This window comes from Variovorax sp. S12S4, assembly GCF_023195515.1.
GTDB lineage: Bacteria > Pseudomonadota > Gammaproteobacteria > Burkholderiales > Burkholderiaceae_C > Variovorax.
This window is the reverse complement of sequence record NZ_JALPKR020000002.1, coordinates 3,946,989-3,964,598: the sequence shown is the minus strand read 5'-3', so window position 1 is coordinate 3,964,598 and position 17,610 is coordinate 3,946,989. Positions and strand designations below refer to the sequence as shown.

14 protein-coding genes and 3 pseudogenes are annotated in these 17,610 nt (G+C 67.0%); 1 reads left to right on the top strand and 16 read right to left on the bottom strand.

The genetic code is table 11. From position 1 onward, the window contains the following. The first annotated feature begins 341 nt into the window (after nt 1-341). Entirely contained in the window at nt 342-1,034 is a 693-nt protein-coding gene (locus M0765_RS19580; RefSeq protein ID WP_258505481.1) for a hypothetical protein, read from the top strand. On the opposite strand, the gene M0765_RS19575 is transcribed toward M0765_RS19580, so the two are convergent. The 16 genes and pseudogenes from M0765_RS19575 to M0765_RS19500 all read right to left on the bottom strand — a co-directional run bounded on the left by M0765_RS19575 (nt 1,028) and on the right by M0765_RS19500 (nt 17,566). After that, nucleotides 1,028-1,258: a DUF2274 domain-containing protein gene (locus M0765_RS19575; RefSeq protein WP_258505480.1), complete on the bottom strand. Its 231-nt coding sequence runs from the start codon at nt 1,256-1,258 to the stop codon at nt 1,028-1,030. The genes M0765_RS19580 and M0765_RS19575 overlap by 7 nt on opposite strands. Next, nucleotides 1,255-2,565: a TrbI/VirB10 family protein gene (locus M0765_RS19570; RefSeq protein ID WP_258505479.1), complete on the bottom strand. Its 1,311-nt coding sequence runs from the start codon at nt 2,563-2,565 to the stop codon at nt 1,255-1,257. The genes M0765_RS19575 and M0765_RS19570 overlap by 4 nt, the downstream gene beginning before the upstream one ends. After that, the gene (gene trbG, locus M0765_RS19565; RefSeq protein ID WP_258505478.1) at nt 2,562-3,605 is read right to left on the bottom strand and encodes a P-type conjugative transfer protein TrbG; all 1,044 of its coding nucleotides are present in this window, start codon (nt 3,603-3,605) and stop codon (nt 2,562-2,564) included. The genes M0765_RS19570 and trbG overlap by 4 nt, the downstream gene beginning before the upstream one ends. Continuing rightward, complete coding sequence (trbF, locus tag M0765_RS19560; protein WP_258505477.1) at nt 3,602-4,315, bottom strand: conjugal transfer protein TrbF; 714 nt, start codon at nt 4,313-4,315, stop codon at nt 3,602-3,604. The genes trbG and trbF overlap by 4 nt, the downstream gene beginning before the upstream one ends. Before the next feature lie 25 nt (nt 4,316-4,340). Continuing rightward, nucleotides 4,341-5,713: pseudogene (gene trbL / locus M0765_RS19555) on the bottom strand (P-type conjugative transfer protein TrbL). Nucleotides 5,714-5,717: 4 nt separating this feature from the next. Continuing rightward, a complete protein-coding gene (locus M0765_RS19550) occupies nt 5,718-6,026 on the bottom strand; it encodes an EexN family lipoprotein (RefSeq protein WP_258505476.1) in 309 nt (102 codons plus the stop codon). A 10-nt stretch (nt 6,027-6,036) separates the two neighbouring features. After that, nucleotides 6,037-6,802, bottom strand: a pseudogene (gene trbJ, locus M0765_RS19545) (P-type conjugative transfer protein TrbJ). Beyond that, nucleotides 6,799-9,299: pseudogene (trbE, locus tag M0765_RS19540) on the bottom strand (conjugal transfer protein TrbE). Before trbE ends, trbJ begins: the two co-directional pseudogenes overlap by 4 nt. Nucleotides 9,300-9,318: 19 nt before the next feature. Continuing rightward, the gene (locus M0765_RS19535; RefSeq protein ID WP_258505475.1) at nt 9,319-9,603 is read right to left on the bottom strand and encodes a VirB3 family type IV secretion system protein; all 285 of its coding nucleotides are present in this window, start codon (nt 9,601-9,603) and stop codon (nt 9,319-9,321) included. Then, nucleotides 9,600-9,932, bottom strand: coding sequence for a TrbC/VirB2 family protein (locus M0765_RS19530; protein ID WP_258505473.1), 333 nt, complete (start codon nt 9,930-9,932; stop codon nt 9,600-9,602). The genes M0765_RS19535 and M0765_RS19530 overlap by 4 nt, the downstream gene beginning before the upstream one ends. After that, on the bottom strand, nt 9,929-10,984 hold the full coding sequence (gene trbB, locus M0765_RS19525; protein WP_258505472.1) for a P-type conjugative transfer ATPase TrbB: 1,056 nt from the start codon (nt 10,982-10,984) through the stop codon (nt 9,929-9,931). Before trbB ends, M0765_RS19530 begins: the two co-directional genes overlap by 4 nt. Next, entirely contained in the window at nt 10,968-11,438 is a 471-nt protein-coding gene (locus M0765_RS19520) for a CopG family transcriptional regulator (RefSeq protein ID WP_258505471.1), read from the bottom strand. Before M0765_RS19520 ends, trbB begins: the two co-directional genes overlap by 17 nt. Then, on the bottom strand, nt 11,435-13,435 hold the full coding sequence (locus M0765_RS19515; RefSeq protein WP_258505470.1) for a conjugal transfer protein TraG: 2,001 nt from the start codon (nt 13,433-13,435) through the stop codon (nt 11,435-11,437). Before M0765_RS19515 ends, M0765_RS19520 begins: the two co-directional genes overlap by 4 nt. A 261-nt stretch (nt 13,436-13,696) precedes the next feature. Beyond that, a complete protein-coding gene (locus tag M0765_RS19510; RefSeq protein ID WP_258505469.1) occupies nt 13,697-14,584 on the bottom strand; it encodes a LysR family transcriptional regulator in 888 nt (295 codons plus the stop codon). A 235-nt stretch (nt 14,585-14,819) separates the two neighbouring features. Further along, a complete protein-coding gene (locus M0765_RS19505) occupies nt 14,820-16,061 on the bottom strand; it encodes a lipase family protein (protein WP_258505468.1) in 1,242 nt (413 codons plus the stop codon). A 101-nt stretch (nt 16,062-16,162) separates the two neighbouring features. Next, nucleotides 16,163-17,566: an MmgE/PrpD family protein gene (locus tag M0765_RS19500; protein WP_258505467.1), complete on the bottom strand. Its 1,404-nt coding sequence runs from the start codon at nt 17,564-17,566 to the stop codon at nt 16,163-16,165. Nucleotides 17,567-17,610: the final 44 nt, after the last annotated feature.

Below are 17,610 nucleotides of genomic sequence, written 5' to 3'. Positions count from 1 at the left end.
CGCAAGCTGGAGCGATTGCTCCGCATGGCTAGCGGTTATGAGCTCGATTCCTCGGGCCCGACCTTCAGTGAGTTCTTTGAAGAGCGCACTCGCCGCGATGTCAATGCTGCGGTCTGGGGATGCGCCAGCGGCGTGACGCCGTGCCGAAGGGGGCGAATATCGGTGCTGTCCGGTCTTCCGTTTACCTCTTGCAATTGCCGAGTCGCCGAGTGGCTACGTGACGTTCATCCTGACCGACTGTACCTACGGCGGTGGGGCGACCTCCAGCAGAATCGACGACGTCCTAGACAAGCGCCGCTGAAAGACCAAGAAGAGAGATGGATTCGACCGAGAGACAGGCGATGGACTATCTGACTTCGCTCGGTCTCGGGCAAGTTCAGTATGAGCCGCATGGGAATATCCCTCCTGACTTCCTGATCGATGGACGCATCGCCGTAGAGGTACGTCGCCTCAATCAAAACATCGTGACGGCCACCGGAAAACTGCAAGGGATGGAGAAAGTTCACTACTCGATAGTCCCTTGGTTCAACAAGGAGCTTCCCAAGTTGGGGCCCGGTCGAGACGGACAATCCTGGTACGTGTCACTAAAGTGGCGCAGGCCGCTATCCGACTTCAAGCAGCTCCGGGAACCCATTCTTCGTGCCCTCCGAGAATTCAAAATAACCGACAGTGGTCAACCGACCTGCTTTCAAATTCATCCGAATTTTGAGCTGAGCCTGAATCCTGCCGGGCGAGCATACGAAGCATTCTTCTGCTTGTCGTCGATCAGTGACCTCGACGCAGGCGGACCTATCGTTTCTGAGGCAGTTCGGAACGTACAGCTCTGCATGTCCGAGAAAGAGGCAAAAATCGAGCAATATCGATCGCTGCACCCCGAATGGTGGCTGGTTCTTGTGGACACCATGTTTTTTGGCCTGACGAGCGCGTATTGGGGCGAGGTACGCAACAACTTGCTTCTACACCGAGATAGGTACAAGTGGTCCAAGGTAATCATCCTGGGAGACAACCTCCCTTCTGCCTTTGAACTCTATTGAGCCGCAAGCTTGAGCCGCATCGCCTTGAACGCTCGATCCCGTTCGATGAACGCAGCGAGCATGTGTGGAATCAACGCAACTGCATCAACCGGTTCGCCGTGCGCTTGGCTATGCAACTGCGCGTACCGTTCAAGTTGCTGCTTCAAGTCGGCAGGCAGGGTTACTGTGAGCTTGGTGGTCTCAGCCTTCGGCAAAGGACCAAGCCGCAGCTTATTCGTGCTCATTGTCCAGATCCCTTTTGGAAGAACAGCGGCTGGTACGGCCGCAAGATGAGGTCTTTGCTCACCATTACCCGCACCGGAAACCCCGGCCGGATCGTCAGTGTCGGCTGAATGCTCGCATTGCGCTTCGTGATCTCCTGCCCCGCCTGGTTCACCGTGTCCTGCGCCCCCTCGCGCACGGCGATCACGAGGCGATTGCCGTCCTGATCCGTCCGGCTCTGCGGTGCCGCCAACTCGGCCCCCACGCCAAGCAGCGTCGACAGCGCCGCACCGGCGAGGATGCGGTTCCAGTGCCAGTCGACACTGTCCTCCAGCCCGGCATAGCCAGCGGGATCAATCCCCGGCAACCGGTCCAGTGCCACCGACGACGTGTCCGGCAGAATCAGCCGCGTCCACACCAGCAGCACGCGCCGCTGCCCGAAGGTCACCTGGCTGTCGTAGCGCCCGATCAGCCGCGACCCCTGCGGAATCAGCAGATGGCGCCCGGTGGCTGTGTCGTAGACCGCCTCGGTCACGGTGGCGATCACCTGCCCCGGCAGGTCGGAGTTGATACCCGTCACCAGCGCGGCCGGGATAACGGTGCCCGCCATCACCTGATACGGCGAAGCCGGCAATTGCAGGCTCCCGGGATTGCGCGTGGCCGTGTCACCGGCCTTCGCAAGAAACGCTTCCTTGCGGTCCTGGCGGTTCTGCGCCACCACAGGATCGGCCGGCGAAGCCACGGCTGGGCTCATCGCGCCCAAGGGATTGAACGGCTGCTGACCCGCCGACGTCCCAGACACATTGGCGGCAGTTGCGGACATGGCGTGCTCGGCAACAGCCCCCTGCTTCGCAGCAGCACCCTCGCCACTGCGCCGGAAGAACACCGAGGACCGCGCCGCCTCCTCGGCCGCCAACTGCTCGGCCTGCGCCGGATCGACGCCCTGCGCCCTCCCCTCCACCGGCTGCTGTGCCTTAGCTATGGCCGACCCGAGGTCTCCCGGCAATGGCGGCCCCAGCACCGGTGGCGCCGGCTGCAACGCCGGCGGCATCCCGGCATAGTCCTTCGGCAACTGGTCCAGCCCATCCGCGCGCGCCACGCGGTCGACGTTGTACAGCTCGGCGGCCGGATTGCGCTCGCGTCTCTGCGACTGCAGCGACCACATCGTGCCGCCGAGCACCGCCGCAGCCAGGGTGCCGGCGCCGACGGCCAGCATGCGGCGGTTGAGCCGCACCACCGGCCGCGGCTGCGCGCGCAGGGCCACCGTCTCCGGCGCAACCTTGGGCGGGACCTGGGACGATTCGGGCGGCAAACTGTCTTCCGCACTCATGACCCATCGCTCCGTGCACCCTGAACGCTGCCGCTCGCGCCATCCGTGCGCTCGATACGCACCACCTCGGCCTTGCCGTCCTTGAAGCCGCCTAGCCGCAGCTCCGCCGCGCCGAACAGCCGGTCCACCACGTAGTACGGCGAGCGGAATCGATAGTTCACGAGCTGCCCATCGCCCTGCGGCCCGATCAGGAACAGCGGCGGCAGCTCACCCTGCGCGATGCCGCCCGGGAACTGGATATAGACCTTCTGCCCGTCGTCGAAGGCGCGCAGCGGCTTCCAGGACGGCGCATCGCCGCTGATCGCATAGCGGAACCGGATCTGCTCCACCGACAGGCCCGAATCCACCGGCGCCGCTACTTGCGCGTCCCTCGCCTGCTTCTGCAACGCCAGCATCCGGTCCTTCGGATAGTCCCAGGACACCGACGCCATCCAGGCCTGCGGCGTCGAGGACAGTTCGAGCAGGTAGGTGCGCCGGTTCGTCGTGACGACCAGGTTCGTCTTCAGTCCCGTGCGCGTGGGTTTCACGAGCACGTGGACACGCTGGCTCACTCCACCGCCGCTGACCGTGTCGCCCACGATCCAACGCACCGTGTCGCCGGCCGAGACCGCCACCAGCTCCTCGCCCTCCTGCAACGCAATGACGGTCACGCGGCCCGGACTCGTGTAGACCTGATACAGCGCGCCGTCCGCATACGGCCAGACCTGGATCGCGTTGACGTAGCCCTCGCGCGTGGGCACGACGCGGGCCTCCTCGTTGGCCCGCGAGACCCGCACCTTCTCGTCGGCGGGTTCCGGGGCCGGCTTGGCTTCCTGCGCGCTCGGCAGCGCCTTCATCTGGCCGGGCAGCGGCAAAGGCTTCGGCATCTCCACCACCTCGACGGGCGGGGCCGGCTCGGGCACCGGCCGCGCGGCGGCGGCCACCGGCTCGTCCAGCGAGATCGCCGGCGGTGCCTTGCCCTGCGTGGCACAGCCCGCGACGACCGCCACTACGCTCAGCAGGATCGGCGCAGATACGCCTCTACGGAAATCAGTCTTCATGGCTTGGTTCCTTTCGCTGTGTCCGTCGCATCGAGCTCGCGACTCCAGGACAGACCGTTGACGTAGATGCCCAGCGGGTTCCTTCGCAGCCGCTCCTCCGTTCGCGGCGCCTGCAGCACGATCGCCAGCACCGCAGTCCAGCGCTCCAGCCCTGCCGCTTCGCCGTTGACGTAGCGTCGCTCCGTCCAGCGCACCTGGAACGACGAATCGCTCGCGCGCACCACGCTGTTGATCTGCACCGCCACCGAGCTCTCCCCGATGCGCGAGAACGGATCGTTGGCGCGTGCGTAGTCGTTCAGCGTCGCGGCGCCGCGGTCCGTCGTGTACTCGTAGGCCTCGAGCCAGTTCTGCCGCACCACGATCGGATCGATCGACAGCGAGCGCACGTCGGTGATGAAGCGCGCCAGGTGGTGCGCGATCTGCGCGTCGCTGGGCTTGTAGGGCGTGGCGGCCTCGCCGACCGCGCGCACCTGGCCGGCGCTGTCGACCTCGACGACATAGGGCGTCACGATGGACTGTGCCGAGCGCCAGACCAGCCCGCCGGCCATCAGCAGGGCCAGCGAGAGACAGCCGAAGGCCATCAAGCGCCAGTTCTTCGCCTGCACGCGCGCGCTGCCGATGCGCTGGTCCCAGACCTGCGCCGCGGCTTGATAAGGGGTCACGGGCTCGGGCGTGTCCGAGTACCGCACCTGGGGTCGCTTGAATCGCATGGATGGTTTTCCTCAGGAAGCCGGATCAGGCGCTGGCGTCGTCGCGGAGGCTCGGGCCGGTGCCGCTGCCACCGTGATCGCCCGAGCGCAGCACGTGCGCCGTCGTCGAGGCCGCATGGCTCAGCTGCTGCTTGCGGCGCATCTGCTTGGCCCATGCCGGTTCGGGGGTGGTCCGCCAGGCTCTTCCGAACCGGTAGATGCCACATTCCCCGCAGTCGCAGGCGCTGCGGCATCGGTCACGAAGTTCGCCACGCGCTCCTTCACGGCCCTGGCGCCGGACGCGACTCGCTGGCCGACGGTGCCGGCACCGGTTTTCGCGAGATGGGCAAGGCCGGCACCGGCCGCGCGCACGCCACCGCCACTGGATGCCGCCGCGCCCGCCTGGTAGGCCGACTTCGCACCGGTCGCCAGGCCGCTGGCCGAACGTGCGGCCGCTGCGCCGCCGCCGATGGCCGCACGCGCCGCGCCGGGCGCCATACGCGCCCCGGCGGCCACGGCCGAACCCGCACTCGCCACGGCCGCGCCACCAGCGACCGCCAGGCCCACCGCACCCAAGGCTGTGCCCGCCACCGCGCCGGCACCAAGCTGCGGCGCGCCCGACACCAGGCCCGTCGCGATCCCCGGCCCGAAGATCCCCAGGCCCAGCATCGCGAGCGCCGCCAGCATGATCGTCAGCGCATGGTCGATGGACGGCTCGGCGCCGGGCGGCGTGCGGAACTCCGCGAAGAGTCCGGTGCCGATGCCTACGATCACGGCCAGCACCAGCACCTTGATGCCCGAAGACACCACATTGCCCAGCACCTTCTCCGCCAGGAACGCGGTCTTGTTCCACAGCGCGAAGGGCACGAGCACGAAGCCCGCCAGCGTCGTCAGCTTGAACTCGATCAGGGCGACGAAGAGCTGCACCGCGAGCACGAAGAAGCTCACAATCAGCACGAGCCAAGCCAGGAACAGCACGGCGATGGTGTCCAGATGGGCGAAGGTCTCGGGAAAGCCCGTCATCTCGCCGATCTGCTCCATGATCGGCCGGCCCGCCTCGATGCCGACCTGCGCAAGCCGGCCCGGCTGCAGGAACTGTGCCTGTGTCAGGCTGGAGCCCGACGCCACCAGGCCGAGCCCGGCAAAGGAGCGGAACAGGACCCCGGCGAGCTGGTTGAAGTGGCCGATGATGAAAGCGAACGCCCCCACATAGAGCACCTTGCGGATCAGCCGAGCGATCACGTCGTCGCCCTGCCCCGTCGCCTGGCTCATGGCCCAGAACAGCCCGGCCAAGGTCATGTCGATCACGACCAGCGTGGCCGTGAGGAACGCCACCTCGCCGTGCAGCAGCCCGAAGCCCGAATCGATGTAGCGCGAGAAGACGTCGAGGAAGCGGTCGATGACCGCGACATCGTCCATCGCGTCAGTCCTTGGCGCCCGCGTCGGCCGGCGGCGACGCCGGTGCGGCCGGCGGCGGCACCGGGTCGTTCGCGTACGGCGACTGGCCCCCGCTCATGAAGCGCTGGCGCGTGGCCTCGGCCACCGCATGGCACTGCGCGTCGCCCATCCGGGCATGGTCGGCCTTGCACTGCGCGCGCAGATCCTTCAGCCGCTCGGGATTGGCAACGAGGGATTCGACGGACTCGATCGCGGGCTGGGCCGGCTCGGACTTGCCGCAGCCGGCGAGCACCAGCGCCAAAGCGGCTGTGGTGATGAGAAACAGATTCTTCATGGACGTCCCCTCAGCTGCCATAGAAATTCACGTTGTAGGGCGTGTACGGGGTACCGCTGCCCATGAAGCGCCGGCGCACCTCGCGTGCGCGCTCCTGGAACCGCCACCTGCCGCGCCTGCTCCAGCGCCGCGGCCCGGTCCTGCGTGATCTGCAGCTGCTGCGCCTGGATCGCCTGGCGCGACTGCAGCGCCAGCAGCTGGTTGGTCGCCTGCATCGCCTGCAAGGCGCCCGTGGCGGACTGGCTGCGGTTCACGAGATCGGTCAGCGCCCGCTCGTCGGCGGTGAAGTTCTGCATCGCCTGCGACTGCACCTGCGTCGCGGTGCGCAGGGCTTCCAGCGAATTGCGCCAGCGCTGGCGCGCATCGCCAGCCATCTGCGCACCGGAGATCGCCGCAGAAAACGACTCGGGGTAGAGCCGCTTGAATTCGTCCTCCATGCGCGAGACGTTGAAGGCCAGACCCTGCGCCTGCTGGATCAGCTGGTTCGTCGCCGCCAGCGTCGACTTGAGCTCGGACAGCGCACTGAAGTCCAGGCCCTGAAGGTTCCTCGCCTGGTTGCGCAGCATCTGCGCCTCGTTCTGCAGCTGCTCGACCTGGTTGTTGATCTGCTCCAGCGCGCGAGCCGCGGTCAGCATGTTCTGGATGAAGTTGGACGCATCGAACACGGTGTCGCCGACGCCGAAGATGGCATGCGCCGGCGGCGCCACGCCGAAGGCGATCGCACTGATCGCGACCAGCGCGGCGATCCGGGGTTTGAAGGAAGACGGGAGGTTCATGGCATTTGCTCCTGCAGGGTTGAGGAAGAAAGAGTTGGAGATGCAGATGGAAACGACGGAATGAGGTCGGCCGCCCAGCCGAGCCCGCGGTGTCGCAGCCAGGCCGCCGCGAAGACCGAAGGCATCCGCGCGAACGGCGACGCCTCGACCGAGGCCTGCACGCGGTCGATCTCGCGCTGGTCCTCGGGCGAGGCCGCACCCGCAAACGCCAGCGTCACCGGCCCGAGCCCGAGCTCGAAGACCCGGTTGCCCAGACGCGACTGGTAGTAGTAGTCGCGCTTGGGCTGCGCCGTGGCGACGATCTCGATCTGCCGGCGGTTGAGCCCGAAGCCCTCGTAGATCACGCGGATCTGCGGCTCAGTGGCCTGCGGGTTGGGCAGGAAGATCCGGCTCGCGCAGCTCTCGACGATCGCAGGCGCGATGCTGGAGTTCTGGATGTCCGCGAGCGACTGCGTCGCGAAGATCACCGAGACGTTCTTCTTGCGCAGCGTCTTGAGCCACTGGCGGATGCGCGCGGCGAACACCGGGTCGTCGAGGAACAGCCAGGCCTCGTCGAGGATCAGAAGCGTGGGCGCGCCGTCGAAGCGCTCGTCGAAGCGCGCGAACAGATAGCCCAGCACGGCCAGCACGGCCGCCTTGCTGTGCATCAGCTCTTCCATCTCGAAGCATTGGATGGAGGAGGCTCCCTGCCGATCCCCGTCCGCGTCGAGCAGCCGCCCGTGCGCACCGCCGAGCACATAGGGCGCCAGCGCCTGGCGCAGGGCATTCGACTGCAGCAGCACTGCCAAGCCCGTCATCGTGCGCTGCTCGGGCGGCGCGGTGGCGAGGCTGGCCAGCGCCGACCACACCATCTCCCGCTCGGCCGGTCCGACCTCGAGGCCCTCCTGGCGAAGCCGTCCTTCCACCCATTCCGCCGCCCACGCGCGGTAGCCGTCCTGGTCGATGCGGGCCAGCGGCTGGAAGGCAATGGCGCCATCCGAACCGAGGTCATAGTGCTCGCCGCCCAGCCCCAGGATCGTGGCCCGCAACGAGCGCCCCATGTCGAAGGCCAGGATGCGCGAGCCGGGATAGCGGCGGAACTGCAACGCGAGCGTGGCCAGCAGCACCGACTTGCCCATGCCGGTCGGCCCGACCACGAGCGTGTGCCCGACGTCGCCGATGTGCGTGACCAGCCGGAACGGCGTCGCGCCATCGGTGCGCGTGACGATCAGCGGCGGGCCATCGAGATGCGCATTGCGCTCGGGACCTGCCCAGACGGCCGACACTGGCATCATGTGCGCGAGGTTCAGGGTCGAGACGATCGGCTGGCGCACGTTCGCGTAGGCATGGCCCGGGATTGACGACAGCCAGGCCTCGACTGCGTTGAGCGTCTCGGGGATCGTGACGAAGCCCCGGCCCTGGATGACCCGCTCGATTGCGCGCAGCTTTTCGTCGGCCGCGGCAGCACTGGCATCGAGCACCGTCACAGTGGCGGTCACATAGCCGAACGCCACCTGGTCGCTGCCCAGTTCCTGCAGCGCGGCATCGGCATCCGCCGCCTTGTTCGAGGCGTCCGAGTCGACCAGCGCGCTCTCCTGCTGGAAGATGGTCTCGCGCAGCAGCGCGACGATGTTCTTGCGCTTGGCGAACCACTGGCGGCGCAGGCGCACGAGCTCCTTTTCCGCCTCGGCCTTGTCCATGCACAGGAAGCGCGTGCTCCAGCGGTAGGCGAAGCCCAGGCGGTTCAGGTCGTCGAGCAACCCCGGCCAGGTCGCGGTCGGAAAGCCGCGCACCGTCAGCACCCGCAGGTGCCGGCTGCCGAGCATCGGTGCCAGCCCGCCCGTCAGCGGCTCGTTGGCCAGCAGCGCATCGAGGTGCATCGGCACCTCGGGCACCGCGACCGCATGCCGGCGCGTGGACACGCAGCCATGCAGGTGGGTCAAGGTCTGCGCATCGTCGAGCCAGTCGATCTCGGGCATCACGCCTTCGAGCAGACCGAAAAAGCGCTCGGTCTCGGAGACGAAGGTCTCCAGCCGTCCCTTCCAATCCGACCCGTCCGTCGCACCGGATCCATCCTGGACGTCGGTCCCGGCACGCTCATAGAGCAGCCCCGCGGCGCGCGCCTTCGACTCCTCGGGGGCAGGTACAGCAAGGTCAGGTGATAGCGGCTCTCGAAATGGCTGGCGTCCTCCTCGAAGGCGGCGCGGCGCTCCTCGTCGACCAGCCAGGACAGCGCCTCCGGGAACGACGACTCGGGATAGCCGGACGCCTCGCGCCGCTCGGCCTCCACGAACAGCGCCCAGCCCGAGCCGAGCCGGCGCAGCGCGTTGTTCAGCCGTGCCGACGTGGCGACGAGCTCGCCCTGCGTGGCGCTGTCGAGGTCCGGCCCGCGGAACCGCGCCGTGCGCTGGAACGAGCCGTCCTTGTTGAGCACGACCCCGGGCGCGACCAGGCCGGCCCAGGGCAGCCAGTCGGCCAGCAGCGCCGGGCGCTTGCGGTATTCGGCGAGATTCAGCATGGTGTCCTCCCTGCTTGCCTCACACGTCCAGCAGTGGCCGTTGCTTGATGTGTCGCGCAAAGACCTGCATGAACTGCGGGTCCAGCCGCGCGCCCCAGACGGCCAGCGCATGGCCGACGAGCCAAAGAAAAATACCGGGCAACCAGAGCTGCAGCCCGAGACCGACCGCAGCGGCCAGCGTGCCGTTGGCGATCGCCACGGTGCGCGGCGCGCCGCCCAGCAGGATCGGCTCTGTCAGCGAGCGGTGCAGCGGGATCTCGAAGCCGAGCGCGACACCCGGCGAGAAAGCAGTCGACTCACTCATGCCAGCACCGCCCCGCCCGAGAAGCTGAAGAAGGTCAGGAAGAAGCTGGACGCGGCGAACGCGATCGACAGGCCGAAGACGATCTGGATCAGCCGGCGGAAGCCGCCGCTGGTATCCCCGAAGGCCAGCGTCAGTCCGGTCACGATGATGATGATCACCGCGACGATCTTGGCCACCGGCCCCTGGATCGAATCGAGGATCGACTGCAAAGGCGCCTCCCAGGGCATGTTCGAGCCGGCCGCCTGCGCGGGCAGTGCGGCGGCCAGCAAGAGCATTGCAGCAACAGCCGCCTGCAGCAGCGGCTTTGCGGAACTGCGTGAAATCGTCATGACGGTTCTCCAGAAGACGACGGGGTTGACGGGGCAGGACGGGATGAAGAGAGCAACGGGAAACCGGGTACCGCCGAGATATCGAGCTGGTAGCCCTTGTCGTCGTGGCCGATGACGCGCGCGATCTCGCGCACCCGCCGGGCGCTGCCACGCCCGGCGATGAAGACGATGACGTGGACCGCCTCGGCGATCAGCGCGCGCGGCACGGTCACGGAGACTTCCTGCACCAGTTGCTCCAGTCGCGTGAGCGCGCCCTGCGCGGAGCCTGCGTGCACGGTGGCGATCCCGCCCGGATGCCCGGTGCCCCACGCCTTGAGAAGGTCCAGCGCCTCGGCGCCGCGCACCTCGCCGACCACGATGCGGTCGGGCCGCAGCCGCAAGGTGGTGCGCACCAGGTCGGCCATCGTGGTCACGCCCGGTTCGGTGCGCATGCCCACGTGGTCGTCGGAGCGGCATTGCAGCTCCACCGTGTCCTCGAGGATCAGCACGCGATCGCGCGTCTCGGCGATCTCGTCGAGCAGCGCGTTCGCGAGCGTGGTCTTGCCCGTGCTGGTGCCGCCCGCCACCACGATGTTCAGGCGCTCGCGCACCGCCCGCCGCAGGAACGCGGCCTGGTCCCCCGTCAGGATCCCGTCGGCCACGTATTGCGCCAGGCTCATGACGCGCAGCGCCCGCTTGCGGATCGCGAACGAGGGGGCACGTACCACCGGCGGCAGCACGCCCAGGAAACGCTCGCCGGTCTCGGGCAGCTCCGCCGAGAGGATTGGCGTGCCGGCATGCACCTCGGCACGCACGTGCGTGGCGACGAGGCGGATGATGCGTTCGGCCACCGGTGGCGGCAGCGCCGCGCCGGTCGGCGCGCGGCCGCTGCCGAGCCGGTCCACCCACAGCGAGCCATCGGGGTTGAGCAGCACCTCCACGACTTCCGGATCCGCGAGGGCCGCTGCGATCTCCGGCCCCATGGCCGTGCGCAGCATGCGAATGCGACGGTCCGCTGCGTTGTCCGAGGGGCTTGGCGACGACCCGGAAGAACGATCAGATGGCTCGACCATCGGCGGCCTCCTCCGGTTCACCCTGCCCTGCCTGCGTTTGCGCTGCCTCCGGCTCGATCTCCTCATGGACCCCGCGTACCAGGCTGCGCCCGCGCTGCAGGTGTCGCCCGAGCTGCTCGATAAATTGAGCAAAGCGGGCGCGCCCCTGCGCCCGGGCGGCGTCCTGCTGGCCTTCGGGTACCGGAATCGAGACGGTGAGGAAGTAGCGGACATAGAGCGCCACCGTTTCGATCAGCACGTTCTGGTCGCGCTCGAGCCGGTCGAACTGGCGCGAGAGCCGGTCCAGACGCTTCGCGATCGCCGCCTCGCGCTGATCACCTCCATCGGGCGACAGGAACGAAGCCAGTGCGGCTGCGACCACGGCCGATTTCGAGACACCCTTGTGCACCGCCAGCTGCTTCAACCGCTTGGCGTGCTCCGGCTCGATGAAGATGTTCAGGCGCGCGCGGCTCATAGCGCGATACCGTCGTCAGGGTCGAGCGCCGCGAGGCGCGCAGTGCGCGTGAGCTGACGGTCCACGTCCCGCGGCCGCAGGGGCACGTGGTCTTCGTCATCGAGCACCAGCAGCCCGTCGTCGTTCGGCAATACCTGCGTGTCGCGCACGACCTCCAGCTCGGGCTTGAGTTGGTGGCCGCCCTCGTCGGCAAAGCCACCCGCATCGACTGGCGACAAAGACTCGGGAGCGATCAGCGGCGCCAGTCCGCTCCAATCGTCGGGCCGTGTCGCAGGACGATCCGCGTAAAAGCCCGCAGCCAGTGCCGGTGGCGGCAGCACACGCCGCGTGAAGTTGCGGTCCTGGTAGTAGCGCAGCTTCCTGACCTTGATCGGCGGATGGCCCGAGACCATCACCACCGCCTCGTCGGGTGGCAGCTGCATCACCTCGCCCGGCGTCAGCAACGGCCGCGCCGTCTCCTGGCGCGAGACCATCAGGTGGCCCAGCCACGGCGCGAGCCGGTGCCCCGCGTAGTTGCGCTGCGCACGCAGCTCAGTAGCCGTCCCCAGGGCCTCCGAGATCCGCTTGGCCGTGCGCTCGTCGTTGGTGGCGAATGCAACGCGCACATGGCAGTTGTCGAGGATCGAGTGATTCGGGCCATAGGCCTTGTCGACCTGATTGAGAGACTGCGCGATCAGGAAGGCTCGAAGGTCGTAGCCGGCCATGAAGGCCAGCGCGGATTCGAAGAAGTCCAGCCGGCCCAGGGCCGGAAACTCGTCGAGCATCAGCAGCAACTTACGAAGGCGCGCGATGCCATCGGAGCCGTCGAGCGATTCGGTGAGACGCCGGCCGATCTGGTTCAAGATCAAGCGGATCAGCGGCTTGGTGCGGCTGATGTCTGAGGGCGGCACGACCAGGTACAGCGAAACCGGATACTTCGCCGAGATCAGGTCGGCGATGCGCCAGTCGCAGCGCGAGGTGACTTCGGCCACCGTCGGGTCGCGGTACAGGCCCAGGAAAGACATGGCCGTGGACAGCACCCCGGACCGCTCGTTGTCGCTCTTGTTGAGCACCTCGCGCGCAGCCGAGGCAACGACCGGATGAATGTCCTGGCCCAGGTGCCGCGTCGTCATCATCCGGTGCAGCGTGACCTCGAAGGGGCATGCGGGATCGGACAGGAAGTTCGCGACGCCGCGCAGCGTCTTGTCCTCGCCCGCATACAGCACGTGAAGGATCGCACCGACCAACAACGCGTGGCTCGTCTTCTCCCAATGGTTGCGCCGCTCCAGCGCGCCCTCGGGATCGACCAGGATGTCCGCGATGTTCTGCACGTCACGCACCTCGTGCGCGCCGCGGCGCACTTCCAGCAGTGGGTTGTAGGCAGCCGAGCGCGCGTCGGTCGGGTTGAACAGCAGGCAGTGCGAGAAGCGAGCGCGCCATCCGGCCGTGAGTTGCCAGTTCTCGCCCTTGATGTCGTGGATGACGGCCGAGCCGGGCCAGGACAGCAGCGTGGGCACCACAAGTCCCACGCCCTTGCCGGAGCGCGTGGGCGCGAACGCCATCACATGTTCAGGACCGTCGTGACGCAGATAGGCCCCGTCCTTGCCCGATGTTCTGCCAAGGAATACGCCTGCCGGCTTCATCAGACCGGCCTTGGCGATCTCCTCGCGCTCAGCCCAGCGAGCGGAGCCATAAGTCGTGACCCGCCTGGCCATCCGAGCGCGCCATACCGCCATCGCGATGGCCGCGCCTGTGGCCGACATCGCGCTCGATGCGGCAATGGCCCCGCCGCGCTCGAACACATGGGGCGCGTAGGCGTCGTAAAAGTACCACCACTCGAATAGTTTCCAGGGCGCATAGACCGGCACGCCAATCGACACGGACCAAGGCGCTCCGAGCTGTTGCTGGTAGTCCAGCGCATGCGCAGTCCACTGCGTGGCCACCCATACGCCGGCAATCGTGACGCCCAGCACCACAAGAATCTGTCCAAACAGGATGCCGTTGGCTCCTTTCGGCATAGTCACCTCCGTGTTCATTCCAGTGCGCGTGCCGAAGCAGCACGGCCATCTGAAGTCTGAAATCAGTTAGCCGCAGCACACACCCACCGCAGCGTGGTGCCGCGTACGTAGGCGGATGTGTTGATATGACCTTGAGCCTGTCGAGGGCTATGCGCGAGGATCGCGGCGCCCCGCGGCGGGGTAGCATTTCAAAGGATCGACGGCCTGTCCAACGCCGTTGGCGCGACGCAGCATCTCGCGGGCGGCAGAACGCCGCATCGATCAGCGTAGCGTTCTGGCGTGCACTAAGAAGCGTTGCAGCGCGTCGTGCACTCCCTGGCTCTGACGCTTGTGCAGCACGCAGGTCGTGATGTGTATGCTTTCCGCCAGCGGCACAACGACAATATCGGCGCGGCGCAAGGTCGCCATATGGCCGGCGTCGGCGACTCCGACGCCCAGACCCGTAGCCACCCGAGTGACATAGCCGGCAAGCGTCCGGGCTTCGCCTACGATGATGGGTTTGTCTGCGTACTGCCGTCGCACAGCATCCATCTGCAGACGGAGCCCAGGCAAACGACCAAGGTCACATGCGATCATTGGGCAGGCAAGAAGCTCGGACACCGTAAGCACCTCGCGCGTTGCCAGTTCATGCTGCGGCGGCAGCAGCGCCACTAATGGATAGGACCAAGCGGCTTCCTGCACGATTGCGTGGTCGTCCGGAACGCCGAAAGAAAACCCGACATCGACTTCCTCGCGCCTCAGCGCGGCCACCAGTTCGGCTGCGCGCATCTCCGTGATCTCGAGCGGGATATTGGATGCCAGCGCGCGCCAACTGGCGAAGCACTCCGCGAGCCTGGGCTGGGCAATGCCATCGGCCACGCCGATGCGAAGCGGATCTTGGTAGCGGGCATCAATTTCGCGCACAACGCGCTTGATCCGCTGCAGCCTGATGAAGAGCTTCCTCGCCTCTTCAAGCAACTTCTCACCAGAGGGCGTCAGAGCCAGCTTGCGCGACGACCGCTCGAACAGCACCACGCCCAGTTTGTTTTCCAAATCGCGGATAGTGCGTGAGAGTGGTGTCTGGTCCAGGTGAATCCGCTCAGCTGCACGGCGAAAGTTGAGTTCCTCGGCAACGGCAATGAAGCATCGGAGATGGCGAAACTCGATCATCTTGAATCTGTTAGGCGTTCATAGAATTCGAAGATCAGGAAAAATTCTGAAGAAGCAATGTCTGGAGGTCTTCACCGCGGCGGATGCCAAGCTTGATGACTCCGAGTACCCCTCGGCGCAGCCGGCGACCTTGATCTCGACGTGCAGCGCACGTGCCGCGCGCCTCTCGTTCTTGGGCGCCCTGCATCATTCATCGATGCCGTTCTCAGCTGCGCCTTGAGTCTCTGACACGACTTCAGTCGTCATTGAATGGGAGATCCTCCCGCCGTTTCCCCGGAGCACCGGGCGGCGCAATCTCCCCGCAGTTGCTCGATATTTTCTTCTTCGCCAGAACTGCACGCGCGAACGCCAGCGAGTCGTCGAAGGACCCGTGCAATGCGCCGTCATGCCCGTGGCCTTCATAGCGGCTCCAGGTCACGTTGTTGCCGGCGGCGCAAAGCGCCGCAACGGCCGCATGCTGCCGCACCGGGGTGATCGTGGCATCGGCCAGGCCGGTGCCCACGAAGAGCGGCACGCCGATGTTGCCCATCGGCATGTCGGTCAGCGGGAGGCGAAGTTCTGCGAGGCGCTCCGGGGAGATCGACAAGGCCTCGCCGAGGTCGGCCACACGCAGCCTGCGCGCGAGCCTCATGACGTCGCCGGTACAGCCGCTGCGCGCCGCCTCGAGAAGCTGGTGCCCCTTGTTGCTGACGATGTCGTCGATCCGGGGGCCATCGTCGCGCAGTCCGCCTGCAGCGAAGGCGAGGAACATGTTGCTCGAATTGCGTACCGGCTGCGAAACCGGCCCGGCGGGGAACGTGCTGACAAGCCCGGTCGCCACCGCACCGAGCACATTCAGTTCCGGCGCGTATTCCCGCGCGAGCCTCGCCGCCCCTACGGCAGCCCCGGAGCCCTGGGACTGGCCTGCGAGAAGGACGCGGTTCGATATCTGGCGAGGACGCGCGGCGATGGCCGCCCGCACCGAGTCCAGCACCGACCGCCCCTCGGCCTGCCAGTTCAGATACGGATGCGGACCGGGGCCGCCGAGCCCTTGGTAGTCCGTGACGACCACCGCGAAGCCGGCCTTGAGCCATCGGTTGATGTACCGGGCGTCGCGCGGGCGCAATCCGGTCCACGAGGGCGCACATACATCCGCAATGCCCAGGGTCCCATGCGCCCAGGCCACGACGGGCCAGCCCGCCGCCGGGACCTCGCCCGCAGGCAGATGGAGCGCGCCGCTGACCGGAATTCGGCCCGACTGCCAGCGCACGTCGGTGGACGTATAGAGAATGCGCCGGCTTTCACCGGCCGCATCGATCTCGGGCTGATCGGGCATCGGCTCCTCGCGCAGCAGCACGCCCGGCGCCTCGGGCAACAGGTCGGCGACGCGGTAGAAGGGAGACAGCGCCATGTCGCCCGCTGCCGGCCCTATGGGCAGTCGTCCCTGGGCGAGCGCTGCGCCGGCAGCGGTCATGAAGGCCAGCAGGCCCAAGATCATCTGACGAGACGAGCGGGCACGAGGCGTGCTCGCAGCAGACATTGCGTGCGGCCGCGCAGAGACGCGACCACTTTTCTTCTTTCGGTCGGGCGCATTCGCGTTCATGCCTGTTCCCACGCAGCGACCACCTCGGGCTGGCTGGACATGGCGTCGAACAGCGGCTCGTAGGCCGTCTGGTTCGCCAGGTCGCAGACGAATTCGAGCACGTGGTCCTGCGCGGCACGGCCGATGTGCGGCGCGGCCATGCGGCGAAACTTCCGCTCGAAGTCTTCGTCGGTCATTGGCGTTTCCAGCGATCCGGGGCCGCTGATCCGCTCGCTGGTGAATGCCTCACCCGATGCCAGCTCGACAGTCACCCGGTTCGCTAGGTGCTTGGGAAACAGCTTCGTCAGCGCAGCGTCCTCGCTGACCGTCGTCTTGCTCATGAGCGCAAGCGCGCGCGGATCGGCAATCCGCTCGGCCGAATAGGACGCGATGGTGATATCACCATCCAGCAGCGCCCGTGCCACGTTGTACGGCAGGCTGTGGTCCGCGGTTTCCCGTGTCCGGGGCCGCCACTTCTCGGGCGTGTCGGCGAGCACCCGCAGGTTGAACTCCGAGGTTTCGATGCGAACCGCAGCAATGGCATCGATGTCGGAGATCTTCTGTCGCAGATCGATTCCCGCCCATACCGCGGTGTGCAGTTCACCGTTGGTCGGAAAGGTCTTGGTGAGCGAGCGCAGGATCGCGAACTGCGCGTTCTCGCGGCCGCCGAAGTTGCCGACGTCGAGCTCGAACTCGCCTGTCACCTGCCTGAAGAACCCCATCTCTCCCTCGAACACCGGAGCCGGCCCCGTCATGCCGTGGCGCGCGAGCGTAGCGGCGAAGATCGCATTGCGCGCGGCGTTCGCCGCCGAGCAGCCCTTCCAGTCGGACAGCGATCCCGACCGCACCTGGCGCATCGCAATGTGCGCGCTGAGCGCGATGTTGATCGCCTGCTCGGTCCGCACCTCGTCGAGCTTCATCAGCCTCGAGGCCGCTGCGGCCATCGCGACATTGATGTAGTTCGCCTGGTCCCAGCCGCGCTTGTTCAGGCTGGCGGCGTCCTGCAGCCGCATCTGGATTTCGTAGGCAACCACGATGGCCGCGATGAGCTCTCTGCCGGTCGCTCCTTCGGCCTCCGCCACTGCTAGGCATGCAGGAATGTTGTCGCTCGGATGGCCGGGCTCACGCGCCATGTAGCCATCGTTGTAGTCCAGAAAGCGCACCATGACACCGTTGGCAAACGCGGCCAGCTCAGGTGTCGTGCGCAGGCGGGTGCCGAACACGGTGGACGACGGCTGCGGCGTACTGGCTGCCACTGCCAGGGCGGTCTTCACCGGGTCGGCGCCATAGGCGCCGAGGATGCAGGCCAGGCTGTCGACGACCCGCCTGCGCACACAGGCATTCACCGCTTCGGGAATGTCGTCGGCGGAAAATTCGATGGCATAGCGCGCGATGCGCCGCGCAAGCGTCAGGTCAGACATGCAGGGGCCTTATCGTTGGTTCGGAAGAATCTTGTTGCGGGCCT